This is a genomic window from Polynucleobacter sp. AP-Kaivos-20-H2, from assembly GCF_018882215.1.
In the GTDB taxonomy this organism is placed as follows: Bacteria; Pseudomonadota; Gammaproteobacteria; order Burkholderiales; family Burkholderiaceae; genus Polynucleobacter.
In genome coordinates, this window is the sequence record NZ_JACVOX010000001.1 from 739,054 (window position 1) to 755,585 (window position 16,532).

The window sequence follows — 16,532 nt, forward strand, 5'->3', positions numbered from 1 at the left end:
TTGATGACTGCCTCACAGCACACTACTTCAGCGCATTCATGCCTTGGCAGCCTTAAGCCTTCCACTCTTAATCGCCTTACGGAATAATTCAAAGTCGCGCTCATTCTGCTTTGCATAAGATCTGGCAAATGAATACATGACCTCACCAAACTCTTTTTCCTCACCACAATATCCAGCAATCTCGGCTGCATCCCCAGAACGGGCATGACCAAGGGCTAGTGCCCAGCCATACAACTTGGAGTAATCTGCAAAATTCTTTATGGAAACACCGCCTGGACCAATCGGTATTCCGCCTTTCATATCACGTAATTGGCGGAGATAGAACCCCTGACTTTTATCGATATCGAATTGCATAGAGCCGTAATTCAAAAAGATATCTGGGGCACCTTGGAGCAATCTCTGACCAGCCACCACGCGCTGACCCATATCACGATAGATTGATTCACCCAAATATGGACTTAAGACAGATTTTTGAGCTTCCTTGTATTGCAAGAATAAGGGATCGTTTTCACTATCACCCTCAAAATAAAGAACCATACAATTTGTACCTACGCTTCCAACACCAACTACTTTACGTGCAAAGTCCTTCAAAACATAACGCTCAAACAAAATCTTACGATCGGCCAGTAAGGTACTTGAATAATTCAGCAAAGCCTTATCAATGAGTGTGCTCAAGGGGTGACCAAAAGCATTCTTTTTGAAGTGCTCGATTAATGGCGGCTTATTGATAATCTTTCTATCTTTGCCAACCAGGGTAGTGAGTTTTTGTAAAACCTGTACATTCCCCTGCCCTTTGGTCTGCTTTAAGTAGGCATCCACTTGCTTTTGATGGTCCTTACTGAAATGTTTGCGAATATCTGTATCACTAATGAATTCTTGAGCTAAATCTAAATAGGTCATCTTGGCATATTGCATCATTCGCTTTTGGTATTCAGCACAAATACGCAATACAATTTTTTTACTCAATACTTTATCGCCACCGTTGCTTTCACAAGCAATCACTGCGCTCGTAACAAGACGCTTGAGATCCCATTCCCAACTACCTGGCAGAGTTTCGTCAAAGTCATTGATGCCAAATACCAGCCGATGCTCTGCAGTTCCAAACAAACCAAAATTAGAGACGTGCATATCTCCACAAAGCTGAACAGTAATCCTTGTATATGGCTGGTTGGCTAAGTCTTGAGCCATGATCGCAGCACCCCCACGATAAAAAGCAAAGGGTGACTGCAACATGCGCTCATGACGAATCGGAATCAAGGACTCGATTCGAGTCTTGGCTTGATTTTCCAAAATAGTGATGGGATCGATCCGATGTGGAGGTGGCGTATAAATACCTTGCTGAGCGAAGCTCACCAGCTTTCGCAAGGCTTTGCCGTCTGCCATGCGCTTTTTGATACTAGGCCTTGGATTACTGAAGGACTCTACCGACCTAAGAACAGCAAATTTGGGCTTCTTCTGTGAGTGCATGGGCTACCTGGGCAATGAATTTACCCACCCATATTAAAGCTATTCCCCAAAAGAGGCTAACTATGAATTGAGGTAGTTCAGCTTCTTCTGAATGCCCGCCGGAAGAGTCGAGAACCAAACACTATCATCCCCCACCGCGGGTAGTATTTGGCCATATTCGATCATTTGGCCAGGAATAATTTCATCAATATAAGCCTAAATTTGATGGCCCGCCAATCCAGTGGCACTCTGAATGGCAACCTCCAACTCAACGAGAAGTTGTTTTTTCATTTGCTCACTTCTACCGCTGCGGATTTGCCCACTTAAAAAGAGATGGGGCTCGTCAAGAAGCACGCCACCAATAAAACAATCATGTAGGTCCAATTGTTTAAAAATGACTTGAGCAAAATAGGCCTCAGCACCAGTGACATCAGCATGAATTTTAGTAATTGCTTTAGCAATAGTAAATTTTTGATGCGTTGTGAGCGAGATGCCAGCGTAATTGACGGTATAGGTAGCCATAGTGTGGTGTACTTATAAATGCTTTAATTGCATTGTTGATGAATAGAATGGAGTTCATCTTTTATTTGCAAGTGATCTAACTTATCTATTGGAAGATCAAGCAATAACTCGATACGATTGCGTAAACCCATCTCGACTTTTCTAAAGGCATCCCACATTTCCTGTTCACTGCCAGTAACGGCGGCTGGATCGATAAAGCCCCAATGAGCAGTTGTAGGATGTCCGGGCCAATAAGGGCACTCCTCACCTGCAGCTGAATCACAAACAGTAATGATGAAATCCATATGCGGCGCATCATGCCTACCAAACTCATCCCAAGTCTTGCTTCTCAGTAATTCGAGTGGATATCCCATTTCCCTGACGAGCTTCAAAGCGATCGGATGAACGAATTTCTTTGGATTTTAGCCGGCTGAGTAGCCTATAAAACGTCCATGTCTAAGAGTAGTTGCAAGCGCTTCAGCAAGGATGGAGCGAGCAGAATTACCGGTACACAGAAATAAAATATTGTAAGAATGAGTCATCAATGAGTCATCAATAAATGGCTACTAAAAAATACTAATTAAATGATTTCATCCAAGCGCAATGAGAACCTTTTATCAAGCACAAATTGATCGAACTTTGGGTCTACCAAATCTCTACTGGCTTGCATTTCAGTATTGATGGATTTGAGGCTAGCACTTCCCTGAACTTCATTACGAAAAACATCAGACAGGTATTTTGTTAAATCTGTATTCATAGGATTTTCGCTTTCCGGTAAATCATCATTCTCATCATCGTATGTTGTATTTATTTCAGTTTTATTAATGCTAGATAAAAGAACACCCAGCATAAGCTGGGTGCAAAGGAAGAACGATACAGATTTGTCTTGGTCAGAAGCTTTCTGACAAGTTAACGATAGCGGCGCTTTGTTACAAAGAAATGACTAAACAATAAAAATAAAGTTAACTACCAAGGCGGTGGGAAGTGTAACGATTTGCATAAGCTAGGCGTGCTTCGTACCAGGCCTGCCAAATTGCTAATAAAGTTTTTTTCATATAAATCCTTGTGGTGAAAGATTAATTAAGACATTTTTATTTTGTAGAAATGTCGCGAAACTAGCATTCAATTATTTACTGTCGAAATGACAGGGTGAAGGCGCTTTTGTGACTGATTGACATAGCTGAGATACACTCCGGCTTATATAAACACTTATCTAACAAGGAAATTCAGATGTTTGATTGGGATCTCTACAGCACTATTGCCCTCAGATTAGCCCTGGCCCTTTTTGTTGGATCTGTGCTTGGCCTAAACCGCTGGCTGCACCATAAATCTGCCGGGATTCGTACCCACTCTTTGGTGGCGATTGGCTCAGCAACCGCCGTAATGCTTATCAGCGACTTCGTAAAAGATGATGCCCAGTCTGTTAGCCGAGTTCTTCAGGGCCTTATAACTGGCCTTGGCTTCCTGGGTGCTGGCGTCATTATTCGAGAACAACGTTCACAACGAGTTCATGGACTAACTACAGCAGCAAGCCTTTGGGCTTGCGCCCTCATTGGGGCTGCATTTGGGGCTGGACAATTTGCCCTTGGGGGATTCTCCTTGGGCGCAATCTTGCTCACTTTAATGATTGGCGGCCCTATGGAGCGGTTATTTGCCAGGATAAATGGGGTTAGGCGCAGCTCTGAGATTTCGAACGATCCTGACTAAAACCCATCAAAACAGTCGAAAAATGGATTTTTGTCATATTACTTTGCTACTATCCCCTATCCAAACAATGACAAATATATGCCATGAGTGATTATCGATATGAAGATGCAGTGAAACAACTGCAAGAGACTGGTGCCATTGGGCTGGTTGACCTAAAAAGTCTTCCACACGATGATCTAGTGGAGCTGTTTGAAGAAATCAAGGTATGGTGCCTATACGCCAGCGGAAAAACCGAAAAGCTGACCAAAGAATCTAAAAAGAAGAAGAAAAAGAAAAAGGATTAGCCTTAAAGAGTTAAGCGCTCTTTAGGAAATCGAAGTGTGAAAGTACTGCCTTTGCCTGGCATGCTTTCAATTAATAACTGAGCTTGATGGCGACTTGCAATATGCTTGACGATTGCCAAACCTAAGCCGGTGCCACCCGTATCGCGAGAACGACTTCTGTCCACTCGATAAAAGCGTTCTGTCAGCCTTGCAAGATGCTCTGAGGCAATGCCAGGTCCAGTATCTGTGACTGAAAATTCACCTTGCCCTTGTGCATTGACGCCCCACCTTACATGGATTGAACCTGCATCTGGTGTGTAGCGAATTGCATTTGAAACTAAATTACTAAATGCAGAGAGAATTTCTCTTTCCTCACCCAACAAGCATTGCTTATCAGCAACTTCAAAACTAAAGCCATGCTTTCCTTGGGATAAAGCCTCAGCATCATTTCTCAGTAATGCCATCAAAGTTTCAGTATTGATTTTGTTCATTGCAGCTGGCAATGAATTTGCCTCCAAATTCGCTAGCGTTAAAAGGTCCTCAACTAGACTTTTCATACGGTGCGCTTGGGACATCATCATGTCAAAATATTGATCGCGTTGACTCTTCTCGAGATCTAAGGTTTGAACAGTCTCCAGAAATCCCATTAAGACGGTAATAGGCGTTCTCATCTCATGAGATACGTTAGCAACGAAATCACGCCTCATGGAATCTGCTTTTTGCAGATCAGTCACGTTTTGTACCAACAATAAATTACGTTGATTTCCAAATGGAAATGCTTGCACCATCAAACTAAGGCTGCTATCAGGCCCCATTCGCTCTAGAAGTAAAGGTTCTTCAAAATAACGTCTACTTAAATATTGAATAAATTCTGGGCGGCGGATAAGAAAATTAATCCGCTGCATGACATCACGCTTATAGTTCAGACCAAAGAAACTTTCTGCAATTGAGTTGCACCACTCAATATGATCGCTCTCATCAAGCATCACAATACCATTAGGGGATGCTTGGAAGGCCTCTATAAAATGCTCATGTTGCTGCTCAATAATGCGCATTCTTTGCTTTAAGTTTTTTACCAAACGCTGCAGCTTAAAAAAAATCTCTTCCCAAAAACCGCTAGGCAAAGGCATGCTCTCAACGGTGTCTGATTGAATATTCTTTAATAGGCGCGCTAGATTGACGTAAGAGTAAATCAAAGGAATAGACATTAAGGCAATGCTTGTGAAAATAGCCCATTGAGCACCCCAAGTATAGAAGGCAATAAATGAAACTATTAAAACAAAGCATGCAAAGATAATGTAGCGCGAGATGGCGGAAATCATGGTGCAATCTTAGACTATCTCAGGGAGAGTCCTGAAATAGCCTTAAAAGCCTTGAAAATAGGCTCTAGGATTCGGTTGGTATCTTGGTGATACGGTAACCGCTGCCCCTAACTGTCTCAATAAATCGATCGCAGTCAACAGGACTTAATGCGGCCCTTAAGCGTTTGATGTGTACGTCCACAGTGCGCTCTTCGATATAGACTTCATTGCCCCATACTTTATCGAGCAAATTTGCACGTGAATGCACTCGTTCTGGATTGGCCATGAAATATTGAAGAAGTCTATATTCAGTAGGTCCAAGGGATACTGGCTTTGTCTCAGAATTTGGCCACACTGCTAAGACTCTGTGGGAGCTGGGGTCTAACTTGAGTGGTCCAACCGTGAGAGGGCCAGTATCATCAACGGCGGTCTGTCTTCGCAGCAGCGCTCGAACTCTAGCAATCAGCTCCTTAGGCGAGAACGGTTTAGTCACATAATCATCAGCCCCGGAATCTAAGCCCAAGACTTTATCCGCCTCTTCGCTTTTAGCAGTCAACATCAGAATAGGCAAACCCCTTGTACGGTCATTTGCTCTTAATTCTTTAGCAAACTGAACGCCAGACTTTCCAGGAAGCATCCAGTCCAAAATCACCAGATTGGGCAACTGTTCCTTCATCATGCCATGAGCTATGTCGGCTTGCATCGCCTTCTCCACTTCATAACCAGCATGAGTCAAGTTAATTGCAATTAACTCTGCAATTGATGGCTCATCTTCAACTATTAGTATGCGGTGAGTCATATTCAGAAGTTGAGTTATTGCTTATTAGCTTCGCGCACCAAATCTTCGTGCGGAATGTGACGAACATCAGACCCTTTTGCGATGTAAATCACGAATTCAGCAATATTTTTTGCATGATCACCAATACGTTCGATCGCCTTGGCAATCGTCAGCATATCTAATCCAGTGCTGATGATGTGGGGGTCTTCAGACATATAAGTGATTAACTTACGAACGAAGCCTCTGAACTCCTCATCAATTTGACGGTCTTCAGCAACCACTTCTGCAGCAGCTACAGTATCTAGTCTTGCAAACGCATCTAAGCTACGACGCAATAGAGTAATGGCCATCTGTCCCGAAAGGCGAATCTCGGCAACGTTAATATTGTGTGGACTACCAGACTCAATTAAACGCTTAGTACGTTTAGCAACACGCTCCGCTTCGTCACCCGCTCGCTCCAAATTCGTAATCGCTTTAGATACAGCCATTACCAAACGAAGATCGCGCGCAGTTGGTTGACGACGTGCAATCACTTCAGTACAAGCTAAATCAATTTGAATTTCTAGATCGTTTACAAGCTTTTCGTTTTCAATCACGATATTGCAAGTATCAAGATCCATTTGCGTAAATGCACGCATAGCTGTGGCAATTTGAGACTCAACTAATCCGCCCATTTCAAGCAAACGGCTTGAAAGCGAATTAAGATCGGCATCAAATTGTGAGGATAGGTGTTTATCTGGCATTTAGTGTCTCCAATTAACCGAAGCGACCGGTAATGTAGTCTTCTGTTTCTTTACGCTTAGGCTTGATAAAGATTTCATCTGTTTTACCATACTCCACCAAACTACCAAGGTACATATAAGCAGTGTAGTCGGATACGCGGGCTGCCTGTTGCATATTGTGAGTAACGATAGCAATGGTGTACTCATGCTTGAGCTCATTGATCAACTCTTCAATTTTTCCAGTCGAAATTGGATCTAAAGCAGAAGTTGGCTCATCAAGCAATATCACTGATGGTTTTACTGCAACACCACGAGCAATACACAGACGTTGCTGCTGACCACCAGAGAGGGACAAGCCACTTTGGTTTAACTTGTCCTTTGCTTCAGTCCACAAAGCAGCTTTGTTCAACGCCCATTCAACACGCTCATCCATCTCAGAGCGAGAAAGTTTTTCATAAAGACGGACACCAAAGGCAATGTTTTCATAGATCGACATTGGAAATGGAGTTGGTTTCTGGAAAACCATGCCAATACGTGAACGCAGCAAGTTCAAGTCTTGCCCTGGCTCTAGAATATTCTGGCCATAGAAATTGATTTCACCCTCAGCACGTTGGCCAGGATAGAGGTCATACATGCGATTTAAGGTACGCAGTAATGTGGACTTGCCACAGCCTGAAGGACCAATGAAGGCAGTTACTTTGCCTTGCTCAATATCCAGATTGATATTCTTGAGGCCTTGGAAAGCGCCGTAATAGAAGTTCAGATTTCTGACTTCAAGCGCATTTATAGCTGCCTGCTCTGAATGTTGATTTGTTGTTTCCACCTTACCCCCTTGACTATCAATCTTATTTAAGTCAAACATAGTTTTCATATTGCTCATCATCCTTGGACCTTCTCACGGAATACCACTCGTGCCAAAATATTTAAGCCGAGAACGGCAAATGTAATTAGTAATGCGCCGCCCCATGCTAGTTCAACCCAGTTGTCATATGGGCTCATGGCAAATTGGAAAATCACCACTGGCAAATTTGCCATTGGCGCATTCATATTGGTCGAGAAAAATTGATTATTTAGCGCTGTAAACAGCAATGGTGCCGTTTCACCGCTGACGCGAGCCAAGGCAAGCAAGATACCGGTCATTACACCACTTTGTGCAGCACGCAAAGTGATCATAAAAGCAACTTTCCACTTCGGAGTACCGAGAGCATAAGCAGCTTCACGCAAACTACCTGGCACCAAGCGCAGCATATTCTCAGTAGTACGAACTACCACCGGTATAGCAATTAAAGCGAGCGCAATGGTTCCCGCCCATCCAGAAAAGTGTCTGGCTTGCGCAACTACAAAGGCATATACAAACAAGCCAATCACAATTGAAGGGGCAGATAACATGATGTCTGTTACAAAGCGAGTCACTGCAGCAACACGGCTACGATCGCCATACTCAGATAAATAAAGACCCGCTAAGACACCAATAGGGGTACTGATTAAAGTACAGGTGCCCACTAGCAAAAGACTTCCCACAATAGCATTTGCAAGACCACCGCCATCAGAGCCTGGAGCTGGTGTGCTGTGTGTAAAGAGATTTAAGTCAATTGCTGACAATCCCTTAAAGACCAAAACGCTCAGGATCCACAATAAAAAGACCATACCGAGGGCCATTGCACCCATGGATAGCGTCAAGCCAATCTTATTTGCACGCTTGCGTTTAGCAAAAACTGCTTGATCGATATTAGAGGTATTGTTCATGTTTTCAATCCCTGCTTTTTCTCCATATTGTTTAGCATCCATTTGGCGCATGCCAAAACAACAAAGGTAATAATGAACAGCGCCAAACCTAAGGCAAACAAGGAAGATAAATGGTTGCCAGCTTCAGCTTCACCGAATTCATTTGCAAGTGTTGAGGCAATTGAGGTACCCGGAGCAAATAATGATGCAGATAAACGGTGCGCATTACCAATCACAAACGTGACCGCCATCGTTTCACCAAGCGCTCTTCCCAAGCCCAACATGACGCCACCGATTACACCAGCCTTGGTATAAGGAAGAACAACATTCTTCACTACTTCCCAAGTAGTGCAACCAATTCCATAAGCGGATTCCTTTAGCACTGGAGGAACAATTTCAAACACATCACGCATAACAGATGCAATAAAAGGCAAAATCATCATCGCCAAAATTAAGCCGGCGCACAGAATACCGATGCCATTAAAGGCGCCAGAAAATAAGATGCCAAAACCTGGAATTTGACCCAAGGTAGCAGCCAATGCTGGCTGAATATATTCAGCAAATAAAGGCGCAAAAATGAACAGGCCAAACATACCGTAAATGATGGATGGAACAGCAGCCAGTAGTTCAACGGCAGTACCTAAGGGTCTACGTAGGGGACCTGGGCAGAGCTCAGTCAAGAAAACAGCAATACCAAAGCTCAGCGGAACCGCTATCAATAAAGCAATGATTGAAGTAACAACCGTGCCATAAATAGCAATCAAGCCGCCGAACTCACCATTCACTACATCCCACTCTTGGGAGAAGAAAAAGCCAGGACCAAAAGTATGCAAAGCTGGCCAAGCGTTAATCACTAAGGAGATCAGAATACCCATCAAGGCAATGAGAACCGACAATGCAAAGAATTGCGTAATTCCGTGGAACAAAAAGTCCTGAACTCGCTGTAATTTTGCGATTTTTAGAGCCTGCGCTGTAGGCGCTGAATGAGACTGGGTGATATCCATTTAGATAGGCTTATTTAATATTAAAACAGCCCCACAACACTGTGGAGCCGTCTATTAATGAATGCTTGAGGAGAAATCCATCAAACCTTACTTGGTAACAACTTTTGTGAATACATTCTTGCGAATGAAGTCAGTTGTAGCGTCAGGCATTGGAACGTAATCTAACTCTTCTGCCATCTTCTTGCCGTCTTTAAAGGCAAACTCAAAGAACTTGATTACTTCAGCAGCGTTAGCTTTGTTTTCAGGGTTCTTGTAAAGCAAGATGAAAGATGCGCCAGTGATAGGCCATGATTTAGCACCAGAAGCGTTGGTAATGAATGTGCCCATACCAGGAATCTTGGACCAGTCTGTACCAGCAGCAGCAGCAGAGAATGTCAGGTCATCAGGAGCCACAAAATTACCGTCTTTATTTTTCAAAGAGATGAAGGTCATTTTGTTTTTCTTGGCATATGCATACTCAACATAACCAATAGAGTTCTTAACACGTGTTACGTTAGCAGCAACACCTTCGTTACCTTTGCCACCAACAGTAGAGGCAGCAGGCCACTTTACGTTAGCACCAGAACCAACAGCATCTTTAAACAACGTGCTTGTTTTTGCTAAGTAGTCAGTAAAAATGGCAGTTGTTCCAGAGCCGTCTGCACGTGTTACTACGGTAATTGGGCCAGAAGGAATCTTCACGCCTGGGTTCATAATCGCAATGCGCTTATCGCCCCAATCAGAAATCACACCCTGGAAAATATCAGCCAATGTTGGGCCATCTAATTTGATCTCGCCTGGCTTTACACCGTCCACGTTGATAACAGGAACTACACCACCAATGATGGCTGGGAATTGAACCATGCCATCTTTTTCTAATTCATCAAATTTAACTGGATTGTCTGTAGCACCAAAATCAACAGTTTTTGCCTTGATTTGCTTAATACCGCCAGAAGAACCAATTGACTGATAGTTCAAGTTAGAACCAGTCTTGGCTTTAAAGGCTTCAGCCCATTTAGCGTAAATTGGGTATGGAAATGTTGCGCCTGCGCCTGTCATATCCACAGCAAATGCTGTTGGTGCAAGTGAAATAGCGCCAATAACTAGTGCCTTTTTCAAAAAAGATTTCATGTGATTAGTCCTGGTATTGAAATAACGCAACATTGCGATACTAGGACGATACGTTTTCACTATGACGCTTTAATGACAAAGTGTCATTAAAGAAAATTTACTATATAAAACAATAAGTTATAAAAGATATTTTGAGCCCGGTGTGGAGTATTTTGGCAAGCTAGAAAAGACTTAATCAGTAGCTTAAATGATCCTTTTTAGCTTTAAAGAGGCAAAAACCGCTGCCCCAGTGATAGACATCAGAATCATAACCTCATAAAAAGACCCCCTCAATCCAGGCAGGTCCTCCATATTCATACCCATTACCCCGGTAATTAAAGTCATTGGCAAAAAGATCACCGTCATTACGGACAAGACTTGCAAGTTTTTGGCATTAAATTCAGCTACGTGGGCCGCCTGCTCATCTTGCAATACCTTTGCGCGATCATAAAGACTGGAAATCTCCTGTACTAAATAGGAAAGCAGGTCCAAGTCATCATTTAAGCGATGCTTATCCTCCTCGCTAAACCAATATGGGAGGCGCTTCAACAAGCGGTGTAGCGCTATTAATTCTGGTGAAAAATGCCTTCGCAGGCGACTACATTGAATACGTATCCTGCCGAGATTTTCATGCTCTGGAAATTCCCTTCCTTTTAGAAGTTTTTCCTCCAAATCATCCATATTCTCTGAGAGATGCGCCAAAAGTGTTCTCAATTGCTCAGCACGCAAATCCAATAGCTCATGAAATAATTCAATAATAGAAGCTGGATTGAGTTGACCATTCCTTAAGTCATACCGTAATTTATCAGTAGTTCTCAGGGGGTTGTTGCGCAGAGAAACCATCAGCTTTGGCCGGACAATTGCCCAAAGAGTTCCCAAGCTTGAGTCACCGCCCTCATCCCCAAACTCTTGCTGAAAGTCGTTCATGACCATCAAAAGACAATCATCTAACTTTTCAATACGCTCTAAACGACTGAGGTTAACCCCCTCCTGAATCATTTCTACTACGCGCTCAGGAATCAACGGCGTGTTTTCAAGCCATCGCTGTATTTGAGAATTGGATAGGTTTAAATGTAGCCAGATAGAGATATCTGGATTTTCAAGTGCATCAGCAATTTCAAATAATGGAATTTCATGCCCATTACCCGATATAGGCATGGCCCAAGCAAATACAACGCCTGCAACCGGAAAAGGCTTTGCAATAATCTCTGTAGTCATCGTTAAATTGTATGGCACACGCTAAGCAATCGCGTGCCCACCTGTCATCAAAATGACATGAAAGTGCTCTACACAGGTTGTTTAAACAATAGGTAGGTCCTCGTAGATTCCAATGAAAGCATTATTCCTTGCGTTTCTGCTTGTGCCAGCATTTGCCTATGCCTTTGAGCCGCTGAATACGGATGATGCGGGCACTGTAAAAGCTGGCGGGAATCAAATCGAGCAATATTTTTTCTCCATTAACCGAAATGGTGGATCCCAGCAAGCCGATGTCATCACCCCGGGCGAGGAGTACACCGGCAGAACGGATGCAAAAGCTTTTCCGTTTACCTATACACGTGGACTAAGCGATCAAGTAGAGGCATCACTCTCAGCAACTTACTACAACGAGCCAAGCGGTACTTTCTCTAAGTTCTCAAATTATGTATTGGCAAGTAAGTGGCGCTTTCATGAGGATAGCGATCTAGGCTATGCACTCGCCGTTAAGCCTACGGTTGTATTGCCTGCCGGTAAACAGCAGCAAGTTGCAGGCCTAGGCTTAGCTGCATTGAATTATGGCGTGAACTTCATCGCCTCTAAATACTGGGAAGACATCGAGTTACACGTGAATGCTGTTTATATGCGCTCGCCATACAACACGAATTACAGCGTCGGGACCACTACCGACCTTAATCGGACAAACATCTTTTTAGTGTCTATTGCTCCTGTTTGGTCTATCTCCAAGAATTTAAAAATCGCTTTAGACCTTGGGGCAGCAACCAACCCACCATCATCCGAACAATACTTAAGCCATTACGCCTTGATTGCGGGGATTTATTCCCTAACCAACAATGTAGATCTTGGCGTCTCCTATATGCGGACAGGCGCAAACTACGGCGAAACTTTTGCAGCGCAAGCAGCCGGCGCCACACGGAGCGAAGTTGGGGTTACTTGGAGATTTTAAATTCCTATTGGATATGGAATATCAAGTTGTCACAATTTTCCATCAAACTAAAGGAATCCCATTACATTTAAACTGGAGCAACTAAATGTACTATCAAATTATTCCTTTAGAAATGGGCTCCCTAGTAGAGCGCAACATATTTCAGCAATTCAATAAAGAGATTAAGTGCGGCATGGTCTGGAAATTAGGCTCCGTTTTAACCAAGATTAAACCCGCATTTATTAAGGCATACAATCCCAACATTGGCATCTGCATTGAAGATATCCCCGGTGGGGTCATTAGCAAGACTTATGGCGGGGAAAAAGTCATTTATTTTTCCGATACAGTACAGGAAGATGAGCAGGATGAATTAACAGACATCTTTTACCAGAGCAATAAAAAATATTCCAAGAGTTACGAAGATGTTTTCCATGATCTTGGCTGGAAGCAAGTGAGCTCAGAATCGTATATCTTTGGCGAGCTTGAAGTGAAGGAACTAGATGATGCGCCCACCTCTTATAAATAAGCATGAAATTACTTAAATCAATACTTGTTGGGCTACTTTTCACGTGTTCCTTAGGAGCATCTGCGCAGTCATTGGAGTCGTTTAAATTTGTAGCCTTAGGAGATATGCCTTACTCCATCCCTGAAGACTACCCCCGCTACGAAAGATTAATTGCAGCAATCAATCAGACTAATCCGAGTTTTAGCATCTTTATTGGCGACACTAAATCAGGCTCAACACCTTGTAGCGATGAATATAATCAAAAGGTTAAGAGCTATTTCAATCAGTTTACATCCCCCTTAATTTATAGCATTGGGGACAATGAGTGGACAGACTGCCATCGACCGCTAGCCGGATCTTATGACCCTATTGAACGATTAGACAATCTCAGAAGCACTTTCTTTAATACTCGCAAGAGTTTTGGCAAGCAACAATTGGAGCTCACCAGACAAGCCGATGTTGATCCTAGGTATCAAAAGTTTGTTGAAAATGCTTACTGGGTAAAGAATCAATTTCTATTTGTCAGCGTACACATTCCTGGATCTAACAATAACTTTGAGCGGGATGAACAAGCGAAAGCTGAATACTATGAACGTAATCAGGCCAATATAGATTGGATCCAAAACAGCTTTGCGCTGGCTCAAAAGATGAATTATTTAGGAATCATCTTTTGCTACCAAGCCGATATGTTCTACACACCCACGCAGGCTGTGAACCCAGATAGCGGCTATCGAGATACTTTGCAGGTATTAAGTAAGAATGCTCAAGCATTCAAGAAGCCTGTACTGTTAATTCATGGTGACAGCCATCGACTCATCCTTGATCAACCGCTGAAAACGGTAGATCAAAAACATACTCTGGAAAACGTATTACGACTAGAGGTGATGGGTGCAGAACAGGTCCAAGCGATAACGATTGGGGTAAATCCGAAGTCTGAGCAACCATTTACCTTTACGCCAATTCTGCTAAGACAAAATATGACTACTCCAGGACCCTGAAGGCCTAATAGAAAATTCCATATCACTTTGATGTTTGGGTGATGAAATGTCATCAAAATCACATCAATCTGTCATATTTAATTTGTAGAGTTGAGCCCTACTTATGGGAGATGAAGTGCAATTCTCTTTTTACTGGTTGTCAATAGTTTGTACTAACAGCCCATAGGTAACCAAATTCTTTAGTCTCACGAGGTCATCATGAGCGGCAAACGTCATCAAAGTGAAGATACCAGCCCAGAAAAAAAGCCTGACATCAGCAAAGAACCTGATTCTTTTCTAAAGAAAAGATTAATTTGGCAACACTTGACTCAAAAAAAGATTAAAAAGGCTCTTAAAGCCCGATTCAAAATAGACACTAAAGAATAATTGACGATGATTGTGATCCCGGTTGTGATCCCGATTGTGATTTAACCAATGCGCTCTAGATTTTCCTGGATAACCTCAATAAAGTGTTCGCCATACCGCTCTAACTTGGCCTGCCCCACTCCACCAATACGACTAAATTGATCCAAGGTCGTTGGTGTAGACCTCACCATCTCCTGCAAAGTGCTGTCATGAAAAATCACATAGGGTGGGACCCCCTGCTCACGTGCCAGCTCAGTGCGCTTAGCTTTGAGCGCCTCCCACAATTTTTCATCTGCAACATTACTAAAGGGATGCGTAGAACTTTTCTTTGCTCCCGATTTCGTAGCCTTAGTCTTGGAGTAGCCCGTTTCTTTGCGCAACCAAACCTCTTGCGCGCCACGTAACACAGGTAATGCGATTTCATCCACCAGCTTTAAGCCGCCATGCAGGGCAATGTCTGCATCTAGATAACCGCCTGCTACCAGTTGACGATAAATACTATTCCATTGCGCCTGATTGAGTTCTGCGCCGATCCCAAAGGTGCTGACCTGTTCATGAAAGTACTGCTTCACTCTGGGAGTAACCTTACCAAGGAGGACATCAATTAAATGGGTCACACCAAAACGCTGGCCTGTCCGATAAACACATGACAACGCCTTTTGTACTTCCTGTGTGGCATTCCAAGTCGCCACGGGCTCTAGACAGTTATCACAGTTCCCGCAGCCGCCAGGATGCGTCTCCCCAAAGTAGCGCAAGATTGTTTGATGGCGGCATGTTGTGGATTCGCAATAGCCTAGTAGTGCGTTGAGTTTTTGGCGCTCTACCCGCTTACGATCCTCAGAAGCTTCGCCAGAATCTACCATTTGCCGCAAGCTCACTACATCCCCAAATCCATAGGCCATCCAAGCATTTGCAGGCAAGCCATCGCGTCCAGCACGTCCTGTTTCCTGGTAGTACCCTTCCATGCTTTTTGGAAGATCTAGGTGAGCTACAAAGCGTACGTTAGGTTTATCAATACCCATCCCGAACGCTACTGTTGCGACCATGATGACGCCCTCTTCACGTAAGAAGCGTTTTTGATTGGCGCTGCGTGTTTCTACGCTTAAGCCTGCGTGATACGGCATAGCATCCCAGCCGCGGTCTACCAACCATTGAGCAGTCTCTTCTACACTACGACGCGATAGGCAATAAATAATTCCTGAGTCATCGGCATGCTCAGCATCTAAAAAGTGCTCTAACTGTTGTTTAGCACTCTGCTTTTGCAGAACACGATATTTAATATTGGGACGATCAAAGCTGGAGACAAATTGCTCGGCAGATTCGAGCGAAAGACGCTCCACGATTTCTGCTCTAGTTGGCGCATCTGCAGTAGCCGTTAAGGCAATACGGGGTACTTTAGGAAATCGCTCATGCAATACAGTGAGCTGACGATATTCTGGGCGAAAATCATGGCCCCATTGAGAAACACAGTGTGCCTCATCAATCGCGAACAAGGCAATTCCGGGGCCCGCATTAAGTCTATCGAGTATCGATAGAAAACCAGGGTTCATGAGACGCTCGGGCGCCACATAGATTAAGTCAAGATCTCCGGCCAGCAACTGACTGGTAACCTTTTGAGAAGTAGCTGTATCCAAGCTAGAGTTTAAAAATGAGGCCTTAACGCCTAACTGGGTTAATGCATCAACTTGATCCTGCATTAGTGCAATTAAGGGCGATACCACTACCCCTACACCACGTCGAACAAGCGAGGGAATTTGATAGCACAGCGACTTACCGGCACCAGTAGGCATGAGAACCAAAGCATCGCCGCCTGCCACTACATGCCTAACAATAGACTCTTGAGCACCACGGAATTGATCAAAGCCGAAAATATCATGAAGAACTTGGTGGCTCGACTGCAAAAGAAATACTCCCCTGTCTTATTCAATATCTGCGGATTGCAAACTATATACAAATAAAAAGCCCCACGTCATGCGGGGCTCTTTCGATATTTTCTCTTTAAAACAAA

20 protein-coding genes are annotated in these 16,532 nt (G+C 43.6%); 6 read left to right on the forward strand and 14 right to left on the reverse strand.

Translation table 11 applies throughout. The features are described from left to right. Positions 1 to 36 precede the first annotated feature (36 nt). From ICE89_RS03755 to ICE89_RS03770, 5 genes are all read right to left on the reverse strand, one after another. Positions 37 to 1,383 (reverse strand): DUF2252 domain-containing protein, encoded by a 1,347-nt coding sequence (locus ICE89_RS03755; RefSeq protein ID WP_216264894.1) that lies wholly within the window; start codon positions 1,381 to 1,383, stop codon positions 37 to 39. A 279-nt stretch (positions 1,384 to 1,662) separates the two neighbouring features. Beyond that, the gene (locus tag ICE89_RS03760; protein WP_216264895.1) at positions 1,663 to 1,968 is read right to left on the reverse strand and encodes a tautomerase family protein; all 306 of its coding nucleotides are present in this window, start codon (positions 1,966 to 1,968) and stop codon (positions 1,663 to 1,665) included. Between the two features lie 23 nt (positions 1,969 to 1,991). Then, positions 1,992 to 2,321: a hypothetical protein gene (locus tag ICE89_RS03765; RefSeq protein WP_370625321.1), complete on the reverse strand. Its 330-nt coding sequence runs from the start codon at positions 2,319 to 2,321 to the stop codon at positions 1,992 to 1,994. A gap of 48 nt (positions 2,322 to 2,369) precedes the next feature. After that, complete coding sequence (locus ICE89_RS11770) at positions 2,370 to 2,489, reverse strand: hypothetical protein (protein ID WP_370625322.1); 120 nt, start codon at positions 2,487 to 2,489, stop codon at positions 2,370 to 2,372. A gap of 38 nt (positions 2,490 to 2,527) precedes the next feature. Further along, positions 2,528 to 2,704, reverse strand: a complete 177-nt coding sequence (locus ICE89_RS03770; protein ID WP_216262185.1) for a hypothetical protein — start codon at positions 2,702 to 2,704, stop codon at positions 2,528 to 2,530. A gap of 473 nt (positions 2,705 to 3,177) precedes the next feature. Between ICE89_RS03770 and ICE89_RS03775 the strand changes: the two genes are divergently transcribed. Then, entirely contained in the window at positions 3,178 to 3,654 is a 477-nt protein-coding gene (locus ICE89_RS03775) for an MgtC/SapB family protein (protein WP_216262188.1), read from the forward strand. An 83-nt stretch (positions 3,655 to 3,737) separates the two neighbouring features. After that, positions 3,738 to 3,938: a hypothetical protein gene (locus tag ICE89_RS03780; protein ID WP_216262190.1), complete on the forward strand. Its 201-nt coding sequence runs from the start codon at positions 3,738 to 3,740 to the stop codon at positions 3,936 to 3,938. A 2-nt stretch (positions 3,939 to 3,940) separates the two neighbouring features. Here the strand turns inward: ICE89_RS03780 and phoR are convergent, their stop codons facing one another. From phoR to ICE89_RS03820, 8 genes are all read right to left on the reverse strand, one after another. Continuing rightward, the gene (gene phoR, locus ICE89_RS03785) at positions 3,941 to 5,239 is read right to left on the reverse strand and encodes a phosphate regulon sensor histidine kinase PhoR (RefSeq protein ID WP_216264896.1); all 1,299 of its coding nucleotides are present in this window, start codon (positions 5,237 to 5,239) and stop codon (positions 3,941 to 3,943) included. A 64-nt stretch (positions 5,240 to 5,303) separates the two neighbouring features. Then, complete coding sequence (phoB, locus tag ICE89_RS03790; RefSeq protein ID WP_216262194.1) at positions 5,304 to 6,017, reverse strand: phosphate regulon transcriptional regulator PhoB; 714 nt, start codon at positions 6,015 to 6,017, stop codon at positions 5,304 to 5,306. Positions 6,018 to 6,031: 14 nt separating this feature from the next. After that, positions 6,032 to 6,739 carry a phosphate signaling complex protein PhoU gene (gene phoU / locus ICE89_RS03795; RefSeq protein WP_216262196.1) on the reverse strand — a complete coding sequence of 236 codons (708 nt, stop codon included), beginning with the start codon at positions 6,737 to 6,739 and terminating at the stop codon, positions 6,032 to 6,034. Positions 6,740 to 6,752: 13 nt separating this feature from the next. Next, positions 6,753 to 7,589, reverse strand: coding sequence for a phosphate ABC transporter ATP-binding protein PstB (gene pstB, locus ICE89_RS03800; RefSeq protein WP_223146586.1), 837 nt, complete (start codon positions 7,587 to 7,589; stop codon positions 6,753 to 6,755). An 8-nt stretch (positions 7,590 to 7,597) separates the two neighbouring features. Then, entirely contained in the window at positions 7,598 to 8,464 is an 867-nt protein-coding gene (gene pstA / locus ICE89_RS03805) for a phosphate ABC transporter permease PstA (RefSeq protein ID WP_216264897.1), read from the reverse strand. After that, positions 8,461 to 9,447, reverse strand: coding sequence for a phosphate ABC transporter permease subunit PstC (pstC, locus tag ICE89_RS03810; protein WP_216264898.1), 987 nt, complete (start codon positions 9,445 to 9,447; stop codon positions 8,461 to 8,463). The genes pstA and pstC overlap by 4 nt, the downstream gene beginning before the upstream one ends. A gap of 87 nt (positions 9,448 to 9,534) precedes the next feature. Further along, on the reverse strand, positions 9,535 to 10,557 hold the full coding sequence (gene pstS, locus ICE89_RS03815) for a phosphate ABC transporter substrate-binding protein PstS (protein ID WP_216264899.1): 1,023 nt from the start codon (positions 10,555 to 10,557) through the stop codon (positions 9,535 to 9,537). A 183-nt stretch (positions 10,558 to 10,740) separates the two neighbouring features. Continuing rightward, positions 10,741 to 11,754: a CorA family divalent cation transporter gene (locus ICE89_RS03820; RefSeq protein ID WP_216264900.1), complete on the reverse strand. Its 1,014-nt coding sequence runs from the start codon at positions 11,752 to 11,754 to the stop codon at positions 10,741 to 10,743. Between the two features lie 112 nt (positions 11,755 to 11,866). On the opposite strand from ICE89_RS03820, the gene ICE89_RS03825 reads away from it, so the two are divergent. From ICE89_RS03825 to ICE89_RS03840, 4 genes are all read left to right on the forward strand, one after another. Continuing rightward, positions 11,867 to 12,697, forward strand: coding sequence for a hypothetical protein (locus tag ICE89_RS03825; RefSeq protein WP_216264901.1), 831 nt, complete (start codon positions 11,867 to 11,869; stop codon positions 12,695 to 12,697). 85 nt (positions 12,698 to 12,782) lie between these two features. Next, entirely contained in the window at positions 12,783 to 13,202 is a 420-nt protein-coding gene (locus ICE89_RS03830) for a hypothetical protein (protein WP_216264902.1), read from the forward strand. 104 nt (positions 13,203 to 13,306) lie between these two features. After that, positions 13,307 to 14,179 (forward strand): hypothetical protein, encoded by an 873-nt coding sequence (locus tag ICE89_RS03835; protein WP_216264903.1) that lies wholly within the window; start codon positions 13,307 to 13,309, stop codon positions 14,177 to 14,179. Between the two features lie 198 nt (positions 14,180 to 14,377). Further along, complete coding sequence (locus ICE89_RS03840; RefSeq protein ID WP_216264904.1) at positions 14,378 to 14,545, forward strand: hypothetical protein; 168 nt, start codon at positions 14,378 to 14,380, stop codon at positions 14,543 to 14,545. Between the two features lie 41 nt (positions 14,546 to 14,586). On the opposite strand, the gene recQ is transcribed toward ICE89_RS03840, so the two are convergent. Beyond that, on the reverse strand, positions 14,587 to 16,425 hold the full coding sequence (gene recQ / locus ICE89_RS03845; protein WP_216264905.1) for a DNA helicase RecQ: 1,839 nt from the start codon (positions 16,423 to 16,425) through the stop codon (positions 14,587 to 14,589). Between the last annotated feature and the right edge of the window lie 107 nt (positions 16,426 to 16,532).

Excerpts from the sequence above, each read along its gene's own strand:
- ICE89_RS03755 (WP_216264894.1), bottom strand. The coding sequence starts at position 1,383 with ATGGCAGACGGCAAAGCCTTGCGAAAGCTGGTGAGCTTCGCTCAGCAA.
- ICE89_RS03760 (WP_216264895.1), bottom strand. The coding sequence starts at position 1,968 with ATGGCTACCTATACCGTCAATTACGCTGGCATCTCGCTCACAACGCAT.
- ICE89_RS03765 (WP_370625321.1), bottom strand. The coding sequence starts at position 2,321 with ATGGGATATCCACTCGAATTACTGAGAAGCAAGACTTGGGATGAGTTT.
- ICE89_RS11770 (WP_370625322.1), bottom strand. The coding sequence starts at position 2,489 with ATGACTCATTCTTACAATATTTTATTTCTGTGTACCGGTAATTCTGCT.
- ICE89_RS03770 (WP_216262185.1), bottom strand. The coding sequence starts at position 2,704 with ATGAATACAGATTTAACAAAATACCTGTCTGATGTTTTTCGTAATGAA.
- ICE89_RS03775 (WP_216262188.1), top strand. The coding sequence starts at position 3,178 with ATGTTTGATTGGGATCTCTACAGCACTATTGCCCTCAGATTAGCCCTG.
- ICE89_RS03780 (WP_216262190.1), top strand. The coding sequence starts at position 3,738 with ATGAGTGATTATCGATATGAAGATGCAGTGAAACAACTGCAAGAGACT.
- phoR (WP_216264896.1), bottom strand. The coding sequence starts at position 5,239 with ATGATTTCCGCCATCTCGCGCTACATTATCTTTGCATGCTTTGTTTTA.
- phoB (WP_216262194.1), bottom strand. The coding sequence starts at position 6,017 with ATGACTCACCGCATACTAATAGTTGAAGATGAGCCATCAATTGCAGAG.
- phoU (WP_216262196.1), bottom strand. The coding sequence starts at position 6,739 with ATGCCAGATAAACACCTATCCTCACAATTTGATGCCGATCTTAATTCG.
- pstB (WP_223146586.1), bottom strand. The coding sequence starts at position 7,589 with ATGAAAACTATGTTTGACTTAAATAAGATTGATAGTCAAGGGGGTAAG.
- pstA (WP_216264897.1), bottom strand. The coding sequence starts at position 8,464 with ATGAACAATACCTCTAATATCGATCAAGCAGTTTTTGCTAAACGCAAG.
- pstC (WP_216264898.1), bottom strand. The coding sequence starts at position 9,447 with ATGGATATCACCCAGTCTCATTCAGCGCCTACAGCGCAGGCTCTAAAA.
- pstS (WP_216264899.1), bottom strand. The coding sequence starts at position 10,557 with ATGAAATCTTTTTTGAAAAAGGCACTAGTTATTGGCGCTATTTCACTT.
- ICE89_RS03820 (WP_216264900.1), bottom strand. The coding sequence starts at position 11,754 with ATGACTACAGAGATTATTGCAAAGCCTTTTCCGGTTGCAGGCGTTGTA.
- ICE89_RS03825 (WP_216264901.1), top strand. The coding sequence starts at position 11,867 with ATGAAAGCATTATTCCTTGCGTTTCTGCTTGTGCCAGCATTTGCCTAT.
- ICE89_RS03830 (WP_216264902.1), top strand. The coding sequence starts at position 12,783 with ATGTACTATCAAATTATTCCTTTAGAAATGGGCTCCCTAGTAGAGCGC.
- ICE89_RS03835 (WP_216264903.1), top strand. The coding sequence starts at position 13,307 with ATGCCTTACTCCATCCCTGAAGACTACCCCCGCTACGAAAGATTAATT.
- ICE89_RS03840 (WP_216264904.1), top strand. The coding sequence starts at position 14,378 with ATGAGCGGCAAACGTCATCAAAGTGAAGATACCAGCCCAGAAAAAAAG.